Source organism: Streptomyces sp. NPDC048349 (assembly GCF_040651925.1).
Taxonomy (GTDB): Bacteria; Actinomycetota; Actinomycetes; order Streptomycetales; family Streptomycetaceae; genus Streptomyces.
In genome coordinates, this window is the sequence record NZ_JBEZLA010000047.1 from 1 (window position 1) to 16,268 (window position 16,268).

Genomic DNA, 16,268 nt, shown 5'->3' on the forward strand with positions numbered 1-16,268 from the left:
CCCGTACTGGACGTACTTGGGCTTTCGGCCGGTGCGGCGAGAGTGCGTGCCGGGCACCGCGACGCCGCGGACCTCCGTCAGACACCCCCTAGGCCAGCGCACGCGCCAGGGCTTCGTCCAGCGCCCGGGCCGTGCCCTCGACGTCGAGGTGCGAGTTGTCGATGATCGGCAGGCCGGAGCCGTACCAGCCGGCCATCCGGCCGTGGATGCGCGCGACCTCCTCGTCGGAGAGCCGGCGGTTGCCGGAGCGGGCCGCATTGCGCTCCAGGACGATCTCCAGGCCGGGCAGCAGCACCACGGGCAGCAGGGCGGGGCCCACGTGCCGCTTCCAGCCGCCCAGGCCGACCACCGGCCGGTCCGGGAAGACGGCGTCGTCGAGGATGCAGGAGATCCCGTTGGCCAGGTAGTTGCGGGCGGCGAATCCGCAGGTGCGGCGGGCGAGGCGGTACTGGGCCTCGGAGTGCTCGTTCCAGCCCGCCTGCGGGTCCGCGAAGCCCGAGCAGACCCATTCCCGGACGTCGTCCAGGCTGACGTGGGCGGTGGGCACGGGCCGGGTGCTCGCCCAGTGCCGGGCCACGGTGGTCTTGCCCGCCCCGGCCGGGCCGATCAGCAGCACGGCCAGGACGGCCCCTCCGGTGCCCGGCACCGCGGGCGGCAGCGGGATGTGGCCGGTGGCCTCCGGTACGGGCGGCAGGCCCATCGGGGGCACCGGGTGCGGCGGTGGCGGAGGCGGGGTCCCCGGCCAGCCCTGCGCAGGGGGTATCGGCGGCTGCGGCGGCGCTGCCGGGTGCTGTCCCGACTGCACCCAGCCCCCGCCCCCGCTCCCCACTCCTTGCTGCATCCGGTGCAACTCCGTCTCGTTCCGGCGACTGATGCGAGAACGTTATATGACCCCGGAGACCTCGTCCGCCAGCGCCCGCAGCGCCAGCCTGTACGACCCGATGCCGAAGCCCGCGACGGTCCCGGTGGCCACGGAGGCGATGACCGAGGTGTGCCGGAACTCCTCGCGCGCGTACGGGTTCGAGATGTGCACCTCGATCAGCGGCGCGGTGCGCTGCGCCGCCGCGTCCCGCATGGCGTACGAGTAGTGCGTGAAGGCGCCCGGGTTGATGACCACGGGGATCTTCCCGTCGGCCGCCTCGTGCAGCCAGCGCACGATCTGCCCCTCGTCGTTGGTCTCGCGGACCTCGACGTCGAAGCCGAGCTCCGCGCCCAGCGTGCGGCAGCTCTCCACCAGGCCCGCGTACGAGGTGGCCCCGTACACGTCCGGCTCGCGCGAGCCGAGCCGGCCCAGGTTCGGGCCGTTCAGCACGAGCACGCGGCGGCTCACGCGGAGACCTCGCCGTAGGCGGCGATCAGGTGCGCCGGGTCCGGGCCCTCCAGCACGGTGGGCTTGCCCAGTCCGTCGAGGACGACGAAGCGCAGCAGGTTGCCGCGGGACTTCTTGTCGACCTGCATGGTCTGCAGCAGCTTGGGCCACTGGTCGCCGCGGTAGCTCAGCGGCAGGCCGACCGAGGCGAGCACCGAGCGGTGCCGGTCGGCGGTCGCGTCGTCGAGGCGGCCCGCGAGCCGGCCCAGTTCGGCCGCGAAGACCATGCCGACGGAGACGGCCGCGCCGTGGCGCCACTTGTAGCGCTCGTTCTTCTCGATGGCGTGCGCGAGGGTGTGGCCGTAGTTGAGGAACTCCCGCAGCCCGGTCTCCTTGAGGTCGCTGGAGACCACGTCGGCCTTGACCTGGATCGAGCGCACGATCAGCTCGGTGGTGTGCGGGCCGGCGGGCGTACGGGCGCCCTGCGGGTCCGCCTCGATCAGGTCGAGGATCACCGGGTCGGAGATGAATCCGGCCTTGATGACCTCGGCGAGGCCGCTGACGTAGTCGTTGACCGGCAGCGAGTCCAGCGCCGCCAGGTCGCACAGCACGCCGGCCGGCGGATGGAAGGAGCCGACGAGGTTCTTGCCCTCGGCCGTGTTGATGCCGGTCTTGCCGCCGACGGCCGCGTCGACCATCGCGAGGACGGTGGTCGGTACGGCGATCCAGCGGACCCCGCGCAGCCAGGTGGCCGCGACGAAGCCCGCGAGGTCGGTGGTGGATCCCCCGCCGACGCCGACGACGACGTCGGTGCGGGTGAAGCCGGACTGGCCCAGCGCCTTCCAGCAGTACGCGGCCACCTCGGCCGTCTTGGCCTCCTCGGCGTTCGGCACCTGGATGGCGACCGCCTCGTAGCCCTGTTCGGCGAGGTCGTAGCGCAGTGCCTCACCGGTCGAGGCCAGGGCCTCGGGGTGGATCACGGCGACCCGCTGGGCCTTGTTGCCGATCATGCTGCCCAGTTCGCCGAGCAGCTGGTGCCCGACCAGCACCTCGTACGCGTCGTGGCCGGCGTCGGCGCCGACCTGGATCCGCGTCACCTGGTCCGTCATACGTCCTTCAACTCCAGAGCGTCGAGGACCGCCTGGGCGACCTCTTCGGGGGTGCGGTCGTCGGTGGCCACCACGACGCGCGCCACTTCGGTGTACAGGGGGCGGCGGGCGTCCATCAGCTCGCGCCACTGGCGGCGCGGGTTGACGGCCAGCAGCGGGCGCGCGGCGCCGAGGCCCGCACGCCGGACGGCCGCCTCGACTTCCATCGACAGGTAGGCGACGGGCAGCCCGGCCAGCAGTGCACGGGTGCCCGGGTCGAGGACGGCGCCGCCGCCGAGGGAGAGGACTCCGGTGTGCTCGGCGACGCCGGCGGCGACCGCCCGGCGTTCCAGCTCACGGAAGTACGGTTCGCCCTCGTCGACGAAGATGTCGGAGATCTCCCGGCCCTGGGCGGCGACGATGTCCGCGTCGGTGTCCCGGTAGCCGACGCCGAGCCGCTCGGCGATCAGCGCGCCCACGGTGGACTTGCCGGACCCGGGGGGCCCGACCAGGACGACGACCGGCCCGCCCGGGGTGCTGGGTCCGCCCGTCACCGGATCTGCAGGTGGTCGAGGTACCCCTGGACGTTGCGGCGCGTCTCGGGGACGGAGTCGCCGCCGAACTTCTCGACCACGGCGTCGGCCAGCACGAGGGCGACCATGGCCTCGGCCACGATGCCGGCGGCCGGGACGGCGCACACGTCGGAGCGCTGGTGGTGGGCCACCGCCGCCTCGCCCGTCGCCACGTCCACGGTCGCCAGCGCCCGCGGCACGGTCGCGATGGGCTTCATCGCGGCCCGTACGCGCAGCAGTTCGCCGGTGGTCAGACCGCCCTCGGTGCCGCCGGAGCGGCCGGACGTGCGCTTGATGCCCTCGGGGGTGGAGACGATCTCGTCGTGCGCCTGGGAGCCGGGCACGCGGGCCAGCTCGAAGCCGTCGCCGACCTCGACGCCCTTGATGGCCTGGATGCCCATGAGCGCGGCGGCGAGACGGGCGTCGAGACGGCGGTCCCAGTGCACGTGCGAGCCGAGGCCGACCGGGACCCCGTACGCGAGCACCTCGACGACGCCGCCGAGCGTGTCGCCGTCCTTGTGCGCCTGGTCGATCTCCGCGACCATCGCCTTGCTCGCGTCGGCGTCGAGGCAGCGCACCGGGTCGGCGTCGAGCTTGTCGACGTCGGCGGGGGTCGGGTAGACGCCGTAGGGTGCCTTGGCCGCGGCCAGCTCCACCACGTGCGAGACGATCTCGATGCCCGCGACCTCCTTGATGAAGGAGCGGGCGACGGCTCCGAGGGCGACGCGGGCGGCGGTCTCACGGGCGCTGGCGCGCTCCAGGATCGGCCGGGCCTCGTCGAAGCCGTACTTCTGCATGCCCGCGAGGTCGGCGTGGCCGGGGCGGGGGCGGGTCAGCGGCGCGTTGCGGCCGGTGTCCTTGAGCAGCGAGGGGTCGACCGGGTCGGCCGACATGACCGTCTCCCACTTGGGCCACTCGGTGTTGCCGATCATGATCGCGACCGGACCGCCCTGGGACAGTCCGTGGCGGACGCCGCCGAGGAAGGTGATCTCGTCCTGCTCGAACTTCATGCGGGCACCGCGGCCATAGCCGAGCCGGCGCCTCGCCAGGTGGTCGGCCACCAGCTCGGTGGTGACCGGGACGCCGGCGGGAAGACCCTCCAGCGTCGCGACCAGTGCCGGTCCGTGCGACTCTCCTGCGGTCAGCCAACGCAACCTGCTCAACGATGCTCCTCATGCTCGCGCCTGGTACAGCTCGGCGCGCCCCGGTGCGCGGCCCGGACCCGCCTGATCCGATCCTCCCATGTCCGGGCGCCCACACCTGCCTCGAGTCCAGCTATCGGACGGCTTGTCCGCCGGCTGACCGTCAGCTGACCGGCGGCTGACCCTAACGGGCGGCGAGGGCCCGCTCTCCCGCGGCGCGTATGGCGGCGAGCGGCCCCCGGTCGCGCCCCGTCATCTGCTCGACCTGGAGCACGGCCTGGTGGACCAGCAGGTCCAGGCCTCCGATGACCGTGCCGCCCTGCTGGGACCAGGAGGCCGCGAGGGCGGTCGGCCAAGGGTCGTAGAGGACGTCGAACAGGGTGCCCGGTGCGTCGGGCACGGCGGTGGCCAGGTCGTCGGTGGCCCCGGCCGGGGTCGTCGCGATGACCAGCGGCGCGGTCAGCGCACCGGCCGCCTCCGCCCAGTCGGCCGTACGGACGGGGACACCGAGCCGCTCGCCCCACTGGCGCATCTCGTCGGCGCGGGCCCGCGAGCGCACGTACGCCGTGACCTCGCCGGTGCAGATCCGCGAGAGGGCGGCCAGCGCCGAGGAGGCGGTGGCCCCGGCGCCGAGGATGGCGGCGGACGGCACCTTCTCGATGCCGCGCTCGTGCAGCGCGGCGACGATGCCGGGGATGTCGGTGTTGTCGCCGAGCCGGCGGCCGTCCCGCGTGAAGACGACCGTGTTGACCGCCTCCACCGAGGCGGCGGTGTCGCTGATGCCGTCGAGCAGCGGGATGACCGCCCGCTTCAGCGGCATCGTCAGGGACAGGCCGGCCCACTCCGGGCCCAGCCCGGCGATGAACCCGGGCAGCGCGGCCTCGTCGACCTCGAAGCGGTCGTACGACCAGTCGGCGAGGCCGAGCTCCCGGTAGGCGGCGCGGTGCAGCACCGGTGAGAGGGAGTGCTCGATGGGCGAACCCAGCACCGCGGCCCTTATGCGTGACATGCCTACCTACCCGCCGTTTTTCTGCGCTTGCCGTTCGTTGAACTCCGCGACCAGTTTCTCGTGCTCGGCGAAGGTCTTGGTGAAGGTGGTCTTGTTCCCGTCGACGGACACGAAGAACATCCAGCCGCCCTTGTCGGGGTTGAGCGTGGCGTTCACGGCGTCGTCGCCGGGGTTGCCGATCGGGCCCGGGGGCAGGCCCTTGTAGAAGTACGTGTTGTAGGCGTGGTCGAGCGTCCTCGCCTCCGTCCGGGAGACGTTGATGTTGCTCGTGCCCTTGAGGTAGTTGATCGTCGAGTCGAACTCGAGCTTCTGGTTCGTGACGTCGTTCGTCTTCTTCAGACGGTTGTAGATGACCTCGGACATCTTGGTGAAGTCGTCGTGGTTCATGCCTTCGGCGTTGAGCAGGCTCGCGACCGTGACCACCTGGAGCGGGTTGTCCAGGCCGAGCTCCTTGGCCTTGCCCTCGATGCCGAGCGCGGCGTACTTCTCGGTCGCGTTCTTGACCATCTGCTTGAGGACGGAATCGGGCGTGCTGTCCTTCTTGAGGTCGTAGCGCGCCGGGTACAGGAACCCTTCCAGCGGGTCCATGATCTTCGGGTTGCTGTTCGCCCAGGCCGGCAGGCCGAGGTTCTTCGCCTCCCGCTTGGCCAGTTCCTGGGTGGTGCCCTCCTGCTTGCCCAGCCGCTTGTCGATCGCCTTGTAGACGTCGACGTTGCGCATGCCCTCGGGGACGGTGATCACGTTCAGCTTGGTGGGGTCCGTCATGAACTCCACGGCGGACGCGGCCGACATCCGCTTCTTCAACGGGTAGACGCCCGCCTGGATGGACTTCCCCTTCTCGTTCGCGCCGGCGGCCTGGGTGAAGGCCTCCACGCTCGCGACGACACCGAGCTTCTTCAGGATCCGGCCCATTTCGGCCAGCGAGGCGCCCTTGGGGATCTCGACGTCGACGGACTCGTCGGTGCCCTCGCCCACGTAGTCCGCGGCCGTGGCGAACCTGTCCTTGATGGCGTTGTAGCCGTAGTAGCCGCCACCGCCGAGCAGACCCACGATCACCAGACTGGAGATCAGGCAGGCGGCGCCGCTGCGCCGCTTGGGTTCGCCGCCCTTCGAGCGGCCGCCCCGGCGGCCGCCGCCGGCCGGCTCCTCGCCGTCTCCGTCGCGGCCCCCGCCCGCGAGGAGCGCGCCGTCGGACTCGTCCTCCTGCTCGGCCGGCTCCGGCTCCAGGTGGCGCCGGCCCGGGGGCTGCGGCGGCGGGTAGGCCTCGGCCGTCGCATACAGGTCGGGGGCCTCGCCGGGGTAGCCGGCGACGGCCTGCTGGGCGTAGGGGTCCGCGCCCGCGTACGGGTCGGCCGGCGCGGGGACGGCGTACTGGCCCTGGCCGGTGTCCCAGCCCTGGGAGTCGTACACCGGCTGCTGGGGCGCCTGCGGGACCTGCGGAGCATAGGCCTGCTCCTGCGGGTACTGCTGGTACTGCCCCTGCTGCGCGTACGGCTGCTGCTCGTACTGCGGCTGCTGCTCGTACTGCTGCTGCTCGTACCGCTGCTGCTCGTACTGCGGCTGCTGCATGTACTGCTGCTGCTCGGGGTACTGCTGCTGGTACTGCTGTTCCTGCGGGTACCCCTGATGCGGATCGGCGTACGGCGCCTGGCCCTGCTGGGTCTGGTGCCCGGTCCACCCCTGGTCCCCGTACAGGGGGTCCTCGGGGTGCCACGGTTCGGGGCCACGGCCCCGGCCATACTCAGTCATCGGTCCCCTAGAGCCGCGAGACGAAAGCGACGGCTGTTCGAATGCCGCCTCATCGCGCGGAACGTTACCGTATCGCGATCAGACAACCACTTCGACGCACTCGCCGGGCGGATTACCTGATACCCGTTCGGTCTCAAGAGCGTTCTGAAGGATCACCACAGCGGCCGCCTGGTCGATGACCGATCTGCCCTTCTTGGCGTTCCTGCCGGAGGCCCGCAGGCCCTGGGCGGCGGTGACCGTGGTCATCCGCTCGTCCACCAGACGGACCGTCACCGGCTTGATGCCCTTGGCCAGTTCGTTCGCGAAGGCGCGCACCTTGGCCGCGGCCGGCCCCTCCCGCCCGCTGAGCGAGCGGGGCAGACCGACCACGACCTCGAGGGGCTCGTACTCCTCGACGAGCTGCCGCAGCCGCCGGTGGGCGAACGGGACGTCCCGGCCCGGAACGGTTTCCACCGGAGTGGCCAGGACCCCGTCGGGGTCGCACGAGGCGACCCCGATCCGGGCGTCCCCCACATCGATCGCCAGTCGGCGGCCGCGGCGCAGGGTCATCGTCAGGCCGTCTCTACGACGAGACGCTCGACGGCGCTGATGGCCTCCGGGACGGCGTCCGGGTTCTGGCCGCCGCCCTGGGCGACGTCCGGCTTGCCGCCACCGCCGCCGCCGAGGGTCTTGGCCGCCGTGCGGACCAGGTCGCCGGCCTTGAGACCGCGCTCGCGTGCGGCCTCGTTGGTGGCGATGACGGTCAGCGGGCGGCCGCCCGCGACGGTGAAGAGCGCGACCACGGCCGGGCGGTCGCCCGGGATGCGGCCGCGGACGTCGAGGACCAGCTTGCGCAGGTCGTCGGCACCGGTACCCTCCGGCACCTGGCCGACGACGAGGGCGACGCCGTGGATGTCCTGGGCGTTCTGGGCGAGCCCGGCGGCGGCCTGCAGGACCTTCTCCGCGCGGAACTTCTCGATCTCCTTCTCGGCGTCCTTCAGCTTGCCGAGCATGGAGGCGATCTTCTCCGGCAGCTCCTCCGGACGGCCCTTGACCAGCTCCTGGAGCTGGGCGACGACCGTGTGCTCCTTGGCGAGGAAGTTGTACGCGTCCACGCCCACCAGGGCCTCGACGCGGCGCACGCCGGAGCCGATGGAGGACTCGCCGAGCAGCTTCACCAGACCCAGCTGGGCGGTGTTGCCGACGTGCGTGCCGCCGCACAGCTCCTTGGAGAAGTCGCCGATGGTGACGACGCGCACGCGCTCGCCGTACTTCTCGCCGAACTCGGCGATGGCGCCCTGCTTCTTCGCCTCGTCGATGCTCATGATCTCGGCGGTGACGTCGAGCTCGCGCGAGAGCACGTCGTTGATCTTCTGCTCGACGTCGGTGAGGACGGTGCCGGGGACGGCGTTCGGCGAACCGAAGTCGAAGCGGAAGCGGCCCGGCGAGTTCTCGGAACCGGCCTGGGCGGCCGTCGGGCCCAGGGCGTCGCGCAGCGCCTGGTGCGTCAGGTGCGTGGCGGAGTGGGCTCGGGCGATGGCCCGGCGCCGGTGGACGTCGATGGCGGCGTACGCGGAGGCGCCCACCGTCACCTCGCCGACCTGGACGGAGCCCTTGTGCACGGAGACGCCCGGGACGGGCTGCTGCACGTCGCGGACGACGATGACGGCGCCCGAGTCGAGCTTGATGCGGCCCTGGTCGGCGAGCTGGCCGCCGCCCTCGGCGTAGAAGGGGGTGCGGTCGAGGACGACCTCGACCTCGTCGCCCTCGGAGGCGGCGGGGGCGGAGACGCCGTTGACCAGCAGGCCGACGATGGTGGACTCGCCCTGCGTGGTGGCGTAGCCGGTGAACTCGGTGGCGCCGGCGCTGTCGGCGATCTCGCGGTACGAGGAGACGTCGGCGTGGCCGGTCTTCTTGGCCTTGGCGTCGGCCTTGGCCCGGTCGCGCTGCTCCTGCATGAGCCGGCGGAAGCCCTGCTCGTCCACCGAGAGGCCCTGCTCGGCGGCCATCTCCAGGGTGAGGTCGATCGGGAAGCCCCAGGTGTCGTGGAGCAGGAACGCCTTGTCGCCGGACAGGACCGTGCCGCCGGCGGCCTTGGTCTCGGTCACGGCGGTGTCGAGGATGTTCGTCCCGCCCTTGACGGCCTTGAGGAAGGCGGCCTCTTCGGCGAGCGCGACGGTCTCGATGCGCTTGCGGTCGGTGACGAGCTCCGGGTACTGCTGCCCCATCGTGTCGATGACGACGTCGACGAGGTCCTGGACGACCGGACCCGTGGCACCCATGAGGCGCATGTTGCGGATGGCGCGGCGCATGATGCGGCGCAGCACGTAGCCGCGGCCCTCGTTGCCGGGGGTGACGCCGTCGCCGATGAGCATGACGGAGGTGCGGATGTGGTCGGCGACCACGCGCATGGATACGTCGGTGTCCTGGGCGGCCCCGTACCGGACGCCGGTCAGCTCGGTGGCCTTGTCCATGACCACGCGCAGGGTGTCGGTCTCGTACATGTTCTGCACGCCCTGCAGGATCATGGCGAGGCGCTCGAGGCCGAGACCGGTGTCGATGTTCTTCGACGGCAGGTCGCCGAGGATCGGGAAGTCCTCCTTCCCGTCGCCGGCGCCGCGCTCGTACTGCATGAAGACCAGGTTCCAGATCTCCACGTAGCGCTCGTCGTTGACGGCCGGGCCGCCCTCGACGCCGAACTCCGGGCCGCGGTCGTAGTTGATCTCCGAGCACGGGCCGCAGGGGCCGGGGACGCCCATGGACCAGAAGTTGTCCTTCTTGCCCAGGCGCTGGATGCGCTCGGAGGGGACGCCGATGACGTCGCGCCAGATCGCCTCGGCCTCGTCGTCGTCGAGGTAGACGGTGATCCAGAGCTTCTCGGGCTCGAGGCCGTAGCCGCCGTCCGCCACGGAGCTGGTGAGCAGCTCCCAGGCGTACTTGATGGCGCCTTCCTTGAAGTAGTCGCCGAAGGAGAAGTTGCCGCACATCTGGAAGAACGTGCCGTGGCGGGTGGTCTTGCCGACCTCTTCGATGTCCGGCGTGCGGACGCACTTCTGCACGCTGGTGGCGCGGGGGGCCGGGGGCTTGGTCTCACCGAGGAAGTACGGCTTGAAGGGGACCATGCCCGCGTTGACCAGCAGCAGAGTCGGGTCGTCCGCGATGAGCGACGCCGAAGGGACAACGGCGTGACCGCGCTCCTCGAAGAAGCTCAGCCAGCGGCGGCGGATTTCAGCCGACTCCATCAGTGGTCCTCATTCCGGTTGTACGTAACCGCCGAGCGGTTCGATCGGTGGGTGGTCTTGTCGTGCTCGATGGCCCGCAGCCGCCGGGGCCCGGGGAGGGCGGTGACGTTGTCGGGCCGGTCGGGGTCGCTGTTCAGCCCCAGTGCATCGTTCAGCTCGTCCTCGCGCTGCGTCATTCCCGCCTTGACGTCGAGGGCGAAGTCCTTGAGGCGGTGGCCCGCCTCCACGGCCTTGTCCGCGGCCTGGGCGGCAAGGCTCTCCGGCGTCAGCTTCTTGAGCTGGCGGTTGACCTTGGTGGTGGCCCACACGCCGGCGGCGGCGCCTGCGGTGAACCAGAAGGCTCGGCGGAACATCGGCAGTCTCAGCCCTTCTGCTTCCGGCGGCGGGCCGCCGGCACGGTACGGCCGACGATCACGGATCGCCTGGTGGTCTTCGCGGGCGCCTCGTCGGTGCGGCCCAGCGCCCGGCGGACGCCGTAGCCGAAGGCCGCCACCTTGACCAGCGGTCCCCCGAAGGTGGAGGCCACCGTGGAGGACAGCGCGGAGGCGTTGGAGGTGACCTCCTGGACGTCGCTCGCGATGGCGTCGACCCGGTCCAGCTGGGTGCGTGCGGAGCGGACGGTCGTGGAGGCGTCCGCCAGCAGCGGGACGGCCTGCTCGGTCACGTCGGCCACCAGCTTGGTCGTCGCCTTGAGCACCTGCGCCAGCCTCGCCAGCGCCACGGCGAGGAAGGAGACCAGGATGGCCCAGAAGACGGCCACGAGGATCCCGGCCACCTCTCCACCGGACACGTTGCACCGCTCCCTGGCTAGAAAATCTACGGAGAAAAGTCTCCCCCGACCCTATCGCGCCGGAGATCCGCCGCCGTACCCGAATTCCGGGTCGACCCCGCCCGTCTTGTACGCAGCGCGTCCGGACCAGTACCCTCCGTGTCCCATGCGACAGCGGACCTACGGCAATCTTCCCTCGGAGCTGAGCGGCTTCGTCGGGCGGGGTGCCGAACTCGCCGAGGTGGGGCGGCTCCTGGAGTCCTCACGGCTGGTGACGGTGACCGGGACGGGCGGGGTCGGCAAGTCCCGGCTGGTGCTCGCCGCGGCCCGCGCACGGCAGGACGCGGCGCGGGCAGACACGGCGCGGGCAGACGCGGCGCGGGCAGACGCGGCGGGCGAGGACGGGCAGGACGCACGGGCGGCCGGGGCCCGGGCGGAAACGGCGCAGGAACGCTACTTCGACGGGGTGTGGCTGGTCGAACTGGCGACCGTACGGGATCCGGCGCTGCTGGAGCTGACCGTCACGGAAGCCCTCGGACTGACCGACCACACCACCCGGCCGCCCCGGACCGTCCTGGCCGAGCACCTGGCCGGGCGGCGGCTGCTGCTGGTCCTCGACGGCTTCGAGCAGCTGGTCGACGAGACCGCCGGGCTGGTACGGGAGCTGTTGCGCGGCTCCCCCGGCCTGCGGGTGCTCGCGGCGGGCCGGCGGCCGCTGTCCCTGGACGGGGAGCTGGTCTTCCCGCTGGCCCCGCCGGACCAGGACGAGGCGCTGACCCTGCTCGCGGCCCGGGCCCGGGCCGCCGATCCGGCCTTCGCGGTGACCGGGGCGAACCGCGCCGACCTGACCGAGCTCTGCGTGCGCCTCGACGGGATCCCGCTCGCCCTGGAGCTGGCGGCGGGCCGGCTGCGGACCCTGTCCCCCGCGCAGGTCCTGGCCCGCCTCGAGGACCGCTTCGCCCTGCTGACGGGAGGCTCGCGCGGCGCGCTCCCCCGGCACCGGGCGCTGCGTACGGCGATCGGCTGGAGCCACGAGCTGTGCACGGCCGCGGAGCGGCTGCTGTGGGCGCGGCTGTCGGTCTTCGCCGGGCCGTTCGACCTCGACGCCGTGGAATACGTGTGTGCGGGTCCGGACCTGCCGGTGGACAGTGTCCTCGACCTGGTCGGGGAGCTCCTCGCGCAGTCCCTCCTGTTCCGGGAGGAGACGGCGGCCGGAGTGCGCTACCGGATGCTGGAGACCGTACGGATGTACGGGGCGGGCTGGCTGGAGTCCATGGGTGACGCGGAGCGGCTGCGCCGGCGGCACCGCGACTGGTACGTCGGCTTGGCGACCTGGTGCGAGCTTGACTGGTTCAGCCCGCGGCAGGTGGAGGTGGCGGCGCTGGTGGAGACGGAGCTGCCGAACCTGCGCCTCGCCCTGGAGTGCTCGCTGGACGACCCGGACGAGCTCCACCTGGGCCAGTACCTGGCGGGGACCCTGTGGTTCTACTGGGCGGGCTGCGGCCGGCTCACCGAGGGACGCCACTGGCTGGAGCGGGCCCTGGAGGACACGGACCAGCCGGCGGAGTACGAGAGCTCACGGCTGAAGGCGCTGTGGGTGCTCGGGTACGTCGCCGCCCTCCAGGGCGACGCGGTGGCCTCCATGAGCGCGCTGTACGAGTGCCGGGACGCGGCGGCGCGCAGCGGGAACCCGGTGGCGGCGGCGTACGCGGTGCACCGGCTGGGCTGCCTGGCGCTGGTCTCCGACGACATGGTGCGGGCCGGCGAGCTGCTGGGGCAGGCGCTGGAGCGGTACCGGGACGCCGGGGAGCTCAACAGCAACGTGCTGATGTGCCAGGTGGAGCTGGCGATGGCACTGGTCTTCCAGGGGGAGCCGGCCGGGGCGCTCTCGCTGTGCCGGGAGGTCCGGGAGATCTGCGAGGAGCGCGGGGAGCGCTGGACGAAGGCGTACGCCCTGTACGTCCTCGCGTACGCGGCGCTGGACGCGGGGGCGGCGGACGAGGCCCGGCAGCTGCTGACCGAGTGCGTGGCGATCAACCACGCCTTCCACGACCTGGTGGGGCTGGTCCTGGCCTTGGAGCTGCTCGCGCTGGTCGCGGTCGCGCAGGGCGATCCGGCGGAGGCGGCGGTGCTCCAGGGCGCGGCGGAGCCGATGTGGGGTGGGGTGGGCCTGCAGCTGTTCGGCTCGGGGTACTTCAACGCGCCGCGGCTGATGTGCCAGGAGCGGGCGGGCGAGCTGCTGGGAGCCGAGCGCTATGCGGCGTACGCGGCGGAGGGGCGGGCGCTGAGCCGGGAGGCCGTGGTCGTACGGGCGCAGCGCGGGCCGGAGGGTCCCGAGGACGGAAAAACCCGCCGCCCCCGGAGGGGACGGCGGGTTTCCACCAGCCTGTGAGGGCTACGCCTGCATCAGCGGGCGTAGTACTCGACGACCAGCTGCTCGTCGCAGATGACCGGGATTTCCTTGCGGTTCGGGTCGCGGTCCAGGCGGAAGGCCAGGGCCTTCAGGTTGACCTGCAGGTAGCGCGGGGTCTCGCCCTCGCCTGCGTAACCACCCTCACGGGCAACCTGGAACGGAACCTTCTCGCGGCTGCGCTCGCGCACGGTGATGACGTCGTCCGGGCGGACACGGAACGACGGCTTGTCGACCTTGGCGCCGTTGACCTCGATGTGGCCGTGAACGACCATCTGGCGGGCCTGGTAGATGGTGCGGGCGATGCCCGAACGCAGGACCAGGGCGTCGAGACGACGCTCGAGCTCGACGACCAGCGCCTCGCCCGTCTTGCCCTCGGCCTTCTTGGCGCGGTCGTACGCGCGGGCCATCTGACGCTCAGAGATGTCGTACTGAGCGCGCAGACGCTGCTTCTCGAGCAGACGGACCTTGTAGTCCGAGTTCTGCTTGCGGCCACGGCCGTGCTCGCCCGGCGGGTAGGGGCGGGCCTCGAAGTACTTGACGGCCTTCGGGGTCAGTGCAATGCCGAGGGCACGCGACTTCTTGACCTTGGGTCGCTTCTGGTTCACGGGGAACCTACCTCCATGTAAGTTAGGTGAGGCTTACCTTATCGAGGAGGACGTAATGTCTCGACCACATGGGATCCCCCTGCCCAGTGCGCACCGAAGTTCGGATTCCAACACAACGGAATCCGCTTTCGACGACGATAAGCAAGGTCAGCCGCGTCCCAGGGAAGGCGTTCGGCAGCTCACCGGAGCCGAACGCGTACGAACCCTCGTAGAGTCCAACGCCTCAGTATCCCTCACGCTGCCGGGTGCTCGTGACAGTCACGGGCCCGACGACTTCGGGACGGGGATGCCGGCCGCACGGACCGTCACCCCGGACGGGGACGTGATTCTCCTTGTTTCCGCGGAGTCCGCGGCTGCCAGGGCAGCCGCTCACGCCCAGGACGACGACCTCCCCGCCGTGATCGAGATCACGGACGTGGCGCCGGTGTCCGTGCCCCATCGTATCCGAGGCCGCGCGTGGCTGGCCGGCTGGCTGACGGCGGTACGCGGGACCGACCGCGCGGCCTGCGCGGCGCTGCTCGCGGAGCGCCGGCCGGTGGGCGAGCTGCTGGGTCTGGCCGAGGGCCGCTGGACGCTGCTGCGCCTGGAGGTCGGCGAGATCTCGGTCGACGACCTGTGGGGCGCGGAGCACGTGGACCCCGAGGAGCTGGCCGCGGCCGAGCCGGACCCGATGGTCGCGCACGAGACGGAGCTCCTCCAGCACCTGTACGCAGCCCACGGCGACCGCATCGGCGAGCTGTGCGGGCTGCTCGGCCCCCGCGAGGCCGACGGCCTCGGGGCCGTCCCGCTCGCGCTGGACCGGCTGGGCCTGCGCGTCCGCTTCAGCGGCGGCGCGGCCGGCTCCTTCGACGCCCGCTTCGACTTCCCCGAACCGGTGGCGGACATCTGCGGACTGCGCCGCGCGATGCACACGCTGTTCACAGCGGCGGGCCACTAGGCAGATCCAGCCTCGTCGGCGTTTGAGGCGCGGGGTCTGGGGCGGAGCCCCAGGAGCCCGGGCGCAGCCCGGGGGCGCTTGCGCGGCGGCGCCGCAGGTCAGGACCCGGCACCCCGCAGCCGCTCGCGGACCTTCTCCACCACGTCCGCGTACCGCGCCTCCGCGCCGTAGCGCGTCGGTTCGTAGTACCGCTTCCCGTGGATCTCGTCCGGCGCGTACTGCTGGGCCGCGATGCCGCCCGGCACGTCGTGCGGGTACACGTACCCCACCGCGTGCCCCAGCTTCGCCGCGCCCTTGTAGTGCCCGTCCCTCAGGTGCGCCGGTACGGAACCCGCCAGCCCGGCCCGTACGTCGGCCAGCGCGGCCCCGATCGCGGTCGTCGCGGTGTTCGACTTCGGGGCCAGGGCCAGGGCGATCGTGGCGTGCGAGAGGGTCAGGGCCGCCTCCGGGAAGCCGATCATCGCCACCGCCTGGGCCGCGGCCACCGCGAGCGGCAGGGCCGTCGGGTCCGCCAGGCCGATGTCCTCGCTCGCCGAGATCATCAGGCGTCGCGCGATGAAACGCGGGTCCTCCCCCGCGTCGATCATCCGGGCCAGGTAGTGCAGCGCCGCGTCCACGTCGGAGCCGCGGATCGACTTGATCAGGGCGCTCGCCACGTCGTAGTGCTGGTCGCCGTCCCGGTCGTAGCGGACCGCGGCGCGGTCGACCGCCTCCTCCACCGTCTGGAGGGTGATCTCCTCCTCGCCCTTGGCGAGGGCTGCCCCGGCTCCCGCCTCCAGTGCGGTGAGCGCCCGCCGGGCGTCGCCGCCGGCGATCCGCAGCAGGTGCGCTTCCGCGTCCGCGGGCAGGGTGACCGCCCCGCCCAGGCCGCGCTCCTCCGTCAGCGCCCGCCGCATCAGCGCGCTGAGGTCCCCGTCCGTCAGCGGCTCCAGCGTCAGCAGCAGGGAGCGCGACAGCAGCGGGGAGATGATCGAGAAGTACGGGTTCTCGGTGGTGGCCGCGATCAGCGTCACCCAGCGGTTCTCGACGGCCGGGAGCAGCGAGTCCTGCTGCGCCTTGCTGAAGCGGTGGATCTCGTCGAGGAAGAGGACGGTGTCCTTGCCGTAGCCGCCGGCCGCGCGCTTGGCGCCCTCGATGACCGCGCGCACTTCCTTGACTCCCGCCGTGATGGCGGACAGCTCCACGAACCGCTTCCGGGTGGCCTGGCTGACCACGTAGGCCAGGGTGGTCTTGCCGATGCCCGGCGGGCCCCAGAGGATCACCGAGGAGGCACCGGCCGGGCCGCCGGCCCCCTCCTCGACCAGCCGCCGCAGCGGTGATCCGGGCTTCAGCAGGTGCTGCTGGCCGACGACCTCGTCCAGGGTGCGCGGGCGCATCCGGACGGCCAGCGGAGAGGTCGAGGGGTCCTTCTCCCGGCGGTCTTCGGCAGCGGCGGTGAAGAGGTCTGGTTCCAC

At 72.0% G+C, this 16,268-nt stretch carries 15 protein-coding genes; 2 read left to right on the top strand and 13 right to left on the bottom strand.

From position 1 onward, the window contains the following. Positions 1-88: 88 nt before the first annotated feature. The 11 genes from AB0D44_RS23895 to AB0D44_RS23945 form a co-directional block, all read right to left on the bottom strand. A complete protein-coding gene (locus AB0D44_RS23895) occupies positions 89-841 on the bottom strand; it encodes an AAA family ATPase (protein WP_362594476.1) in 753 nt (250 codons plus the stop codon). Between the two features lie 42 nt (positions 842-883). Continuing rightward, positions 884-1,330 carry a type II 3-dehydroquinate dehydratase gene (gene aroQ, locus AB0D44_RS23900; protein WP_362594478.1) on the bottom strand — a complete coding sequence of 149 codons (447 nt, stop codon included), beginning with the start codon at positions 1,328-1,330 and terminating at the stop codon, positions 884-886. Then, entirely contained in the window at positions 1,327-2,418 is a 1,092-nt protein-coding gene (gene aroB / locus AB0D44_RS23905) for a 3-dehydroquinate synthase (protein WP_362594479.1), read from the bottom strand. Before aroB ends, aroQ begins: the two co-directional genes overlap by 4 nt. Further along, on the bottom strand, positions 2,415-2,951 hold the full coding sequence (locus AB0D44_RS23910; protein ID WP_362594480.1) for a shikimate kinase: 537 nt from the start codon (positions 2,949-2,951) through the stop codon (positions 2,415-2,417). The genes aroB and AB0D44_RS23910 overlap by 4 nt, the downstream gene beginning before the upstream one ends. After that, on the bottom strand, positions 2,948-4,132 hold the full coding sequence (aroC, locus tag AB0D44_RS23915) for a chorismate synthase (RefSeq protein WP_362594482.1): 1,185 nt from the start codon (positions 4,130-4,132) through the stop codon (positions 2,948-2,950). Before aroC ends, AB0D44_RS23910 begins: the two co-directional genes overlap by 4 nt. 163 nt (positions 4,133-4,295) lie before the next feature. After that, positions 4,296-5,120, bottom strand: a complete 825-nt coding sequence (locus tag AB0D44_RS23920) for a shikimate dehydrogenase (RefSeq protein ID WP_362594484.1) — start codon at positions 5,118-5,120, stop codon at positions 4,296-4,298. Between the two features lie 6 nt (positions 5,121-5,126). Continuing rightward, positions 5,127-6,869 (bottom strand): endolytic transglycosylase MltG, encoded by a 1,743-nt coding sequence (gene mltG, locus AB0D44_RS23925; protein WP_362594486.1) that lies wholly within the window; start codon positions 6,867-6,869, stop codon positions 5,127-5,129. A 78-nt stretch (positions 6,870-6,947) separates the two neighbouring features. Then, a complete protein-coding gene (ruvX, locus tag AB0D44_RS23930; RefSeq protein WP_362397068.1) occupies positions 6,948-7,418 on the bottom strand; it encodes a Holliday junction resolvase RuvX in 471 nt (156 codons plus the stop codon). 2 nt (positions 7,419-7,420) lie between these two features. Beyond that, positions 7,421-10,090 (bottom strand): alanine--tRNA ligase, encoded by a 2,670-nt coding sequence (gene alaS / locus AB0D44_RS23935; protein WP_362594489.1) that lies wholly within the window; start codon positions 10,088-10,090, stop codon positions 7,421-7,423. Then, entirely contained in the window at positions 10,090-10,443 is a 354-nt protein-coding gene (locus AB0D44_RS23940; protein WP_362594491.1) for a DUF6167 family protein, read from the bottom strand. The genes alaS and AB0D44_RS23940 overlap by 1 nt, the downstream gene beginning before the upstream one ends. A gap of 8 nt (positions 10,444-10,451) precedes the next feature. Further along, positions 10,452-10,880, bottom strand: a complete 429-nt coding sequence (locus tag AB0D44_RS23945; RefSeq protein ID WP_362594493.1) for a DUF948 domain-containing protein — start codon at positions 10,878-10,880, stop codon at positions 10,452-10,454. A gap of 145 nt (positions 10,881-11,025) precedes the next feature. Here AB0D44_RS23945 and AB0D44_RS23950 point away from each other — a divergent pair, with 145 nt between their 5' ends. Next, entirely contained in the window at positions 11,026-13,251 is a 2,226-nt protein-coding gene (locus AB0D44_RS23950; RefSeq protein WP_362594495.1) for an AAA family ATPase, read from the top strand. Positions 13,252-13,265: 14 nt separating this feature from the next. Here AB0D44_RS23950 and rpsD read toward each other — a convergent pair whose 3' ends face one another. Beyond that, positions 13,266-13,877 carry a 30S ribosomal protein S4 gene (rpsD, locus tag AB0D44_RS23955; protein WP_030026606.1) on the bottom strand — a complete coding sequence of 204 codons (612 nt, stop codon included), beginning with the start codon at positions 13,875-13,877 and terminating at the stop codon, positions 13,266-13,268. 286 nt (positions 13,878-14,163) lie between these two features. On the opposite strand from rpsD, the gene AB0D44_RS23960 reads away from it, so the two are divergent. Further along, on the top strand, positions 14,164-14,814 hold the full coding sequence (locus tag AB0D44_RS23960) for a DUF2470 domain-containing protein (RefSeq protein ID WP_362594497.1): 651 nt from the start codon (positions 14,164-14,166) through the stop codon (positions 14,812-14,814). Between the two features lie 98 nt (positions 14,815-14,912). On the opposite strand, the gene AB0D44_RS23965 is transcribed toward AB0D44_RS23960, so the two are convergent. Then, positions 14,913-16,268, bottom strand: a complete 1,356-nt coding sequence (locus tag AB0D44_RS23965; RefSeq protein WP_362594499.1) for a replication-associated recombination protein A — start codon at positions 16,266-16,268, stop codon at positions 14,913-14,915.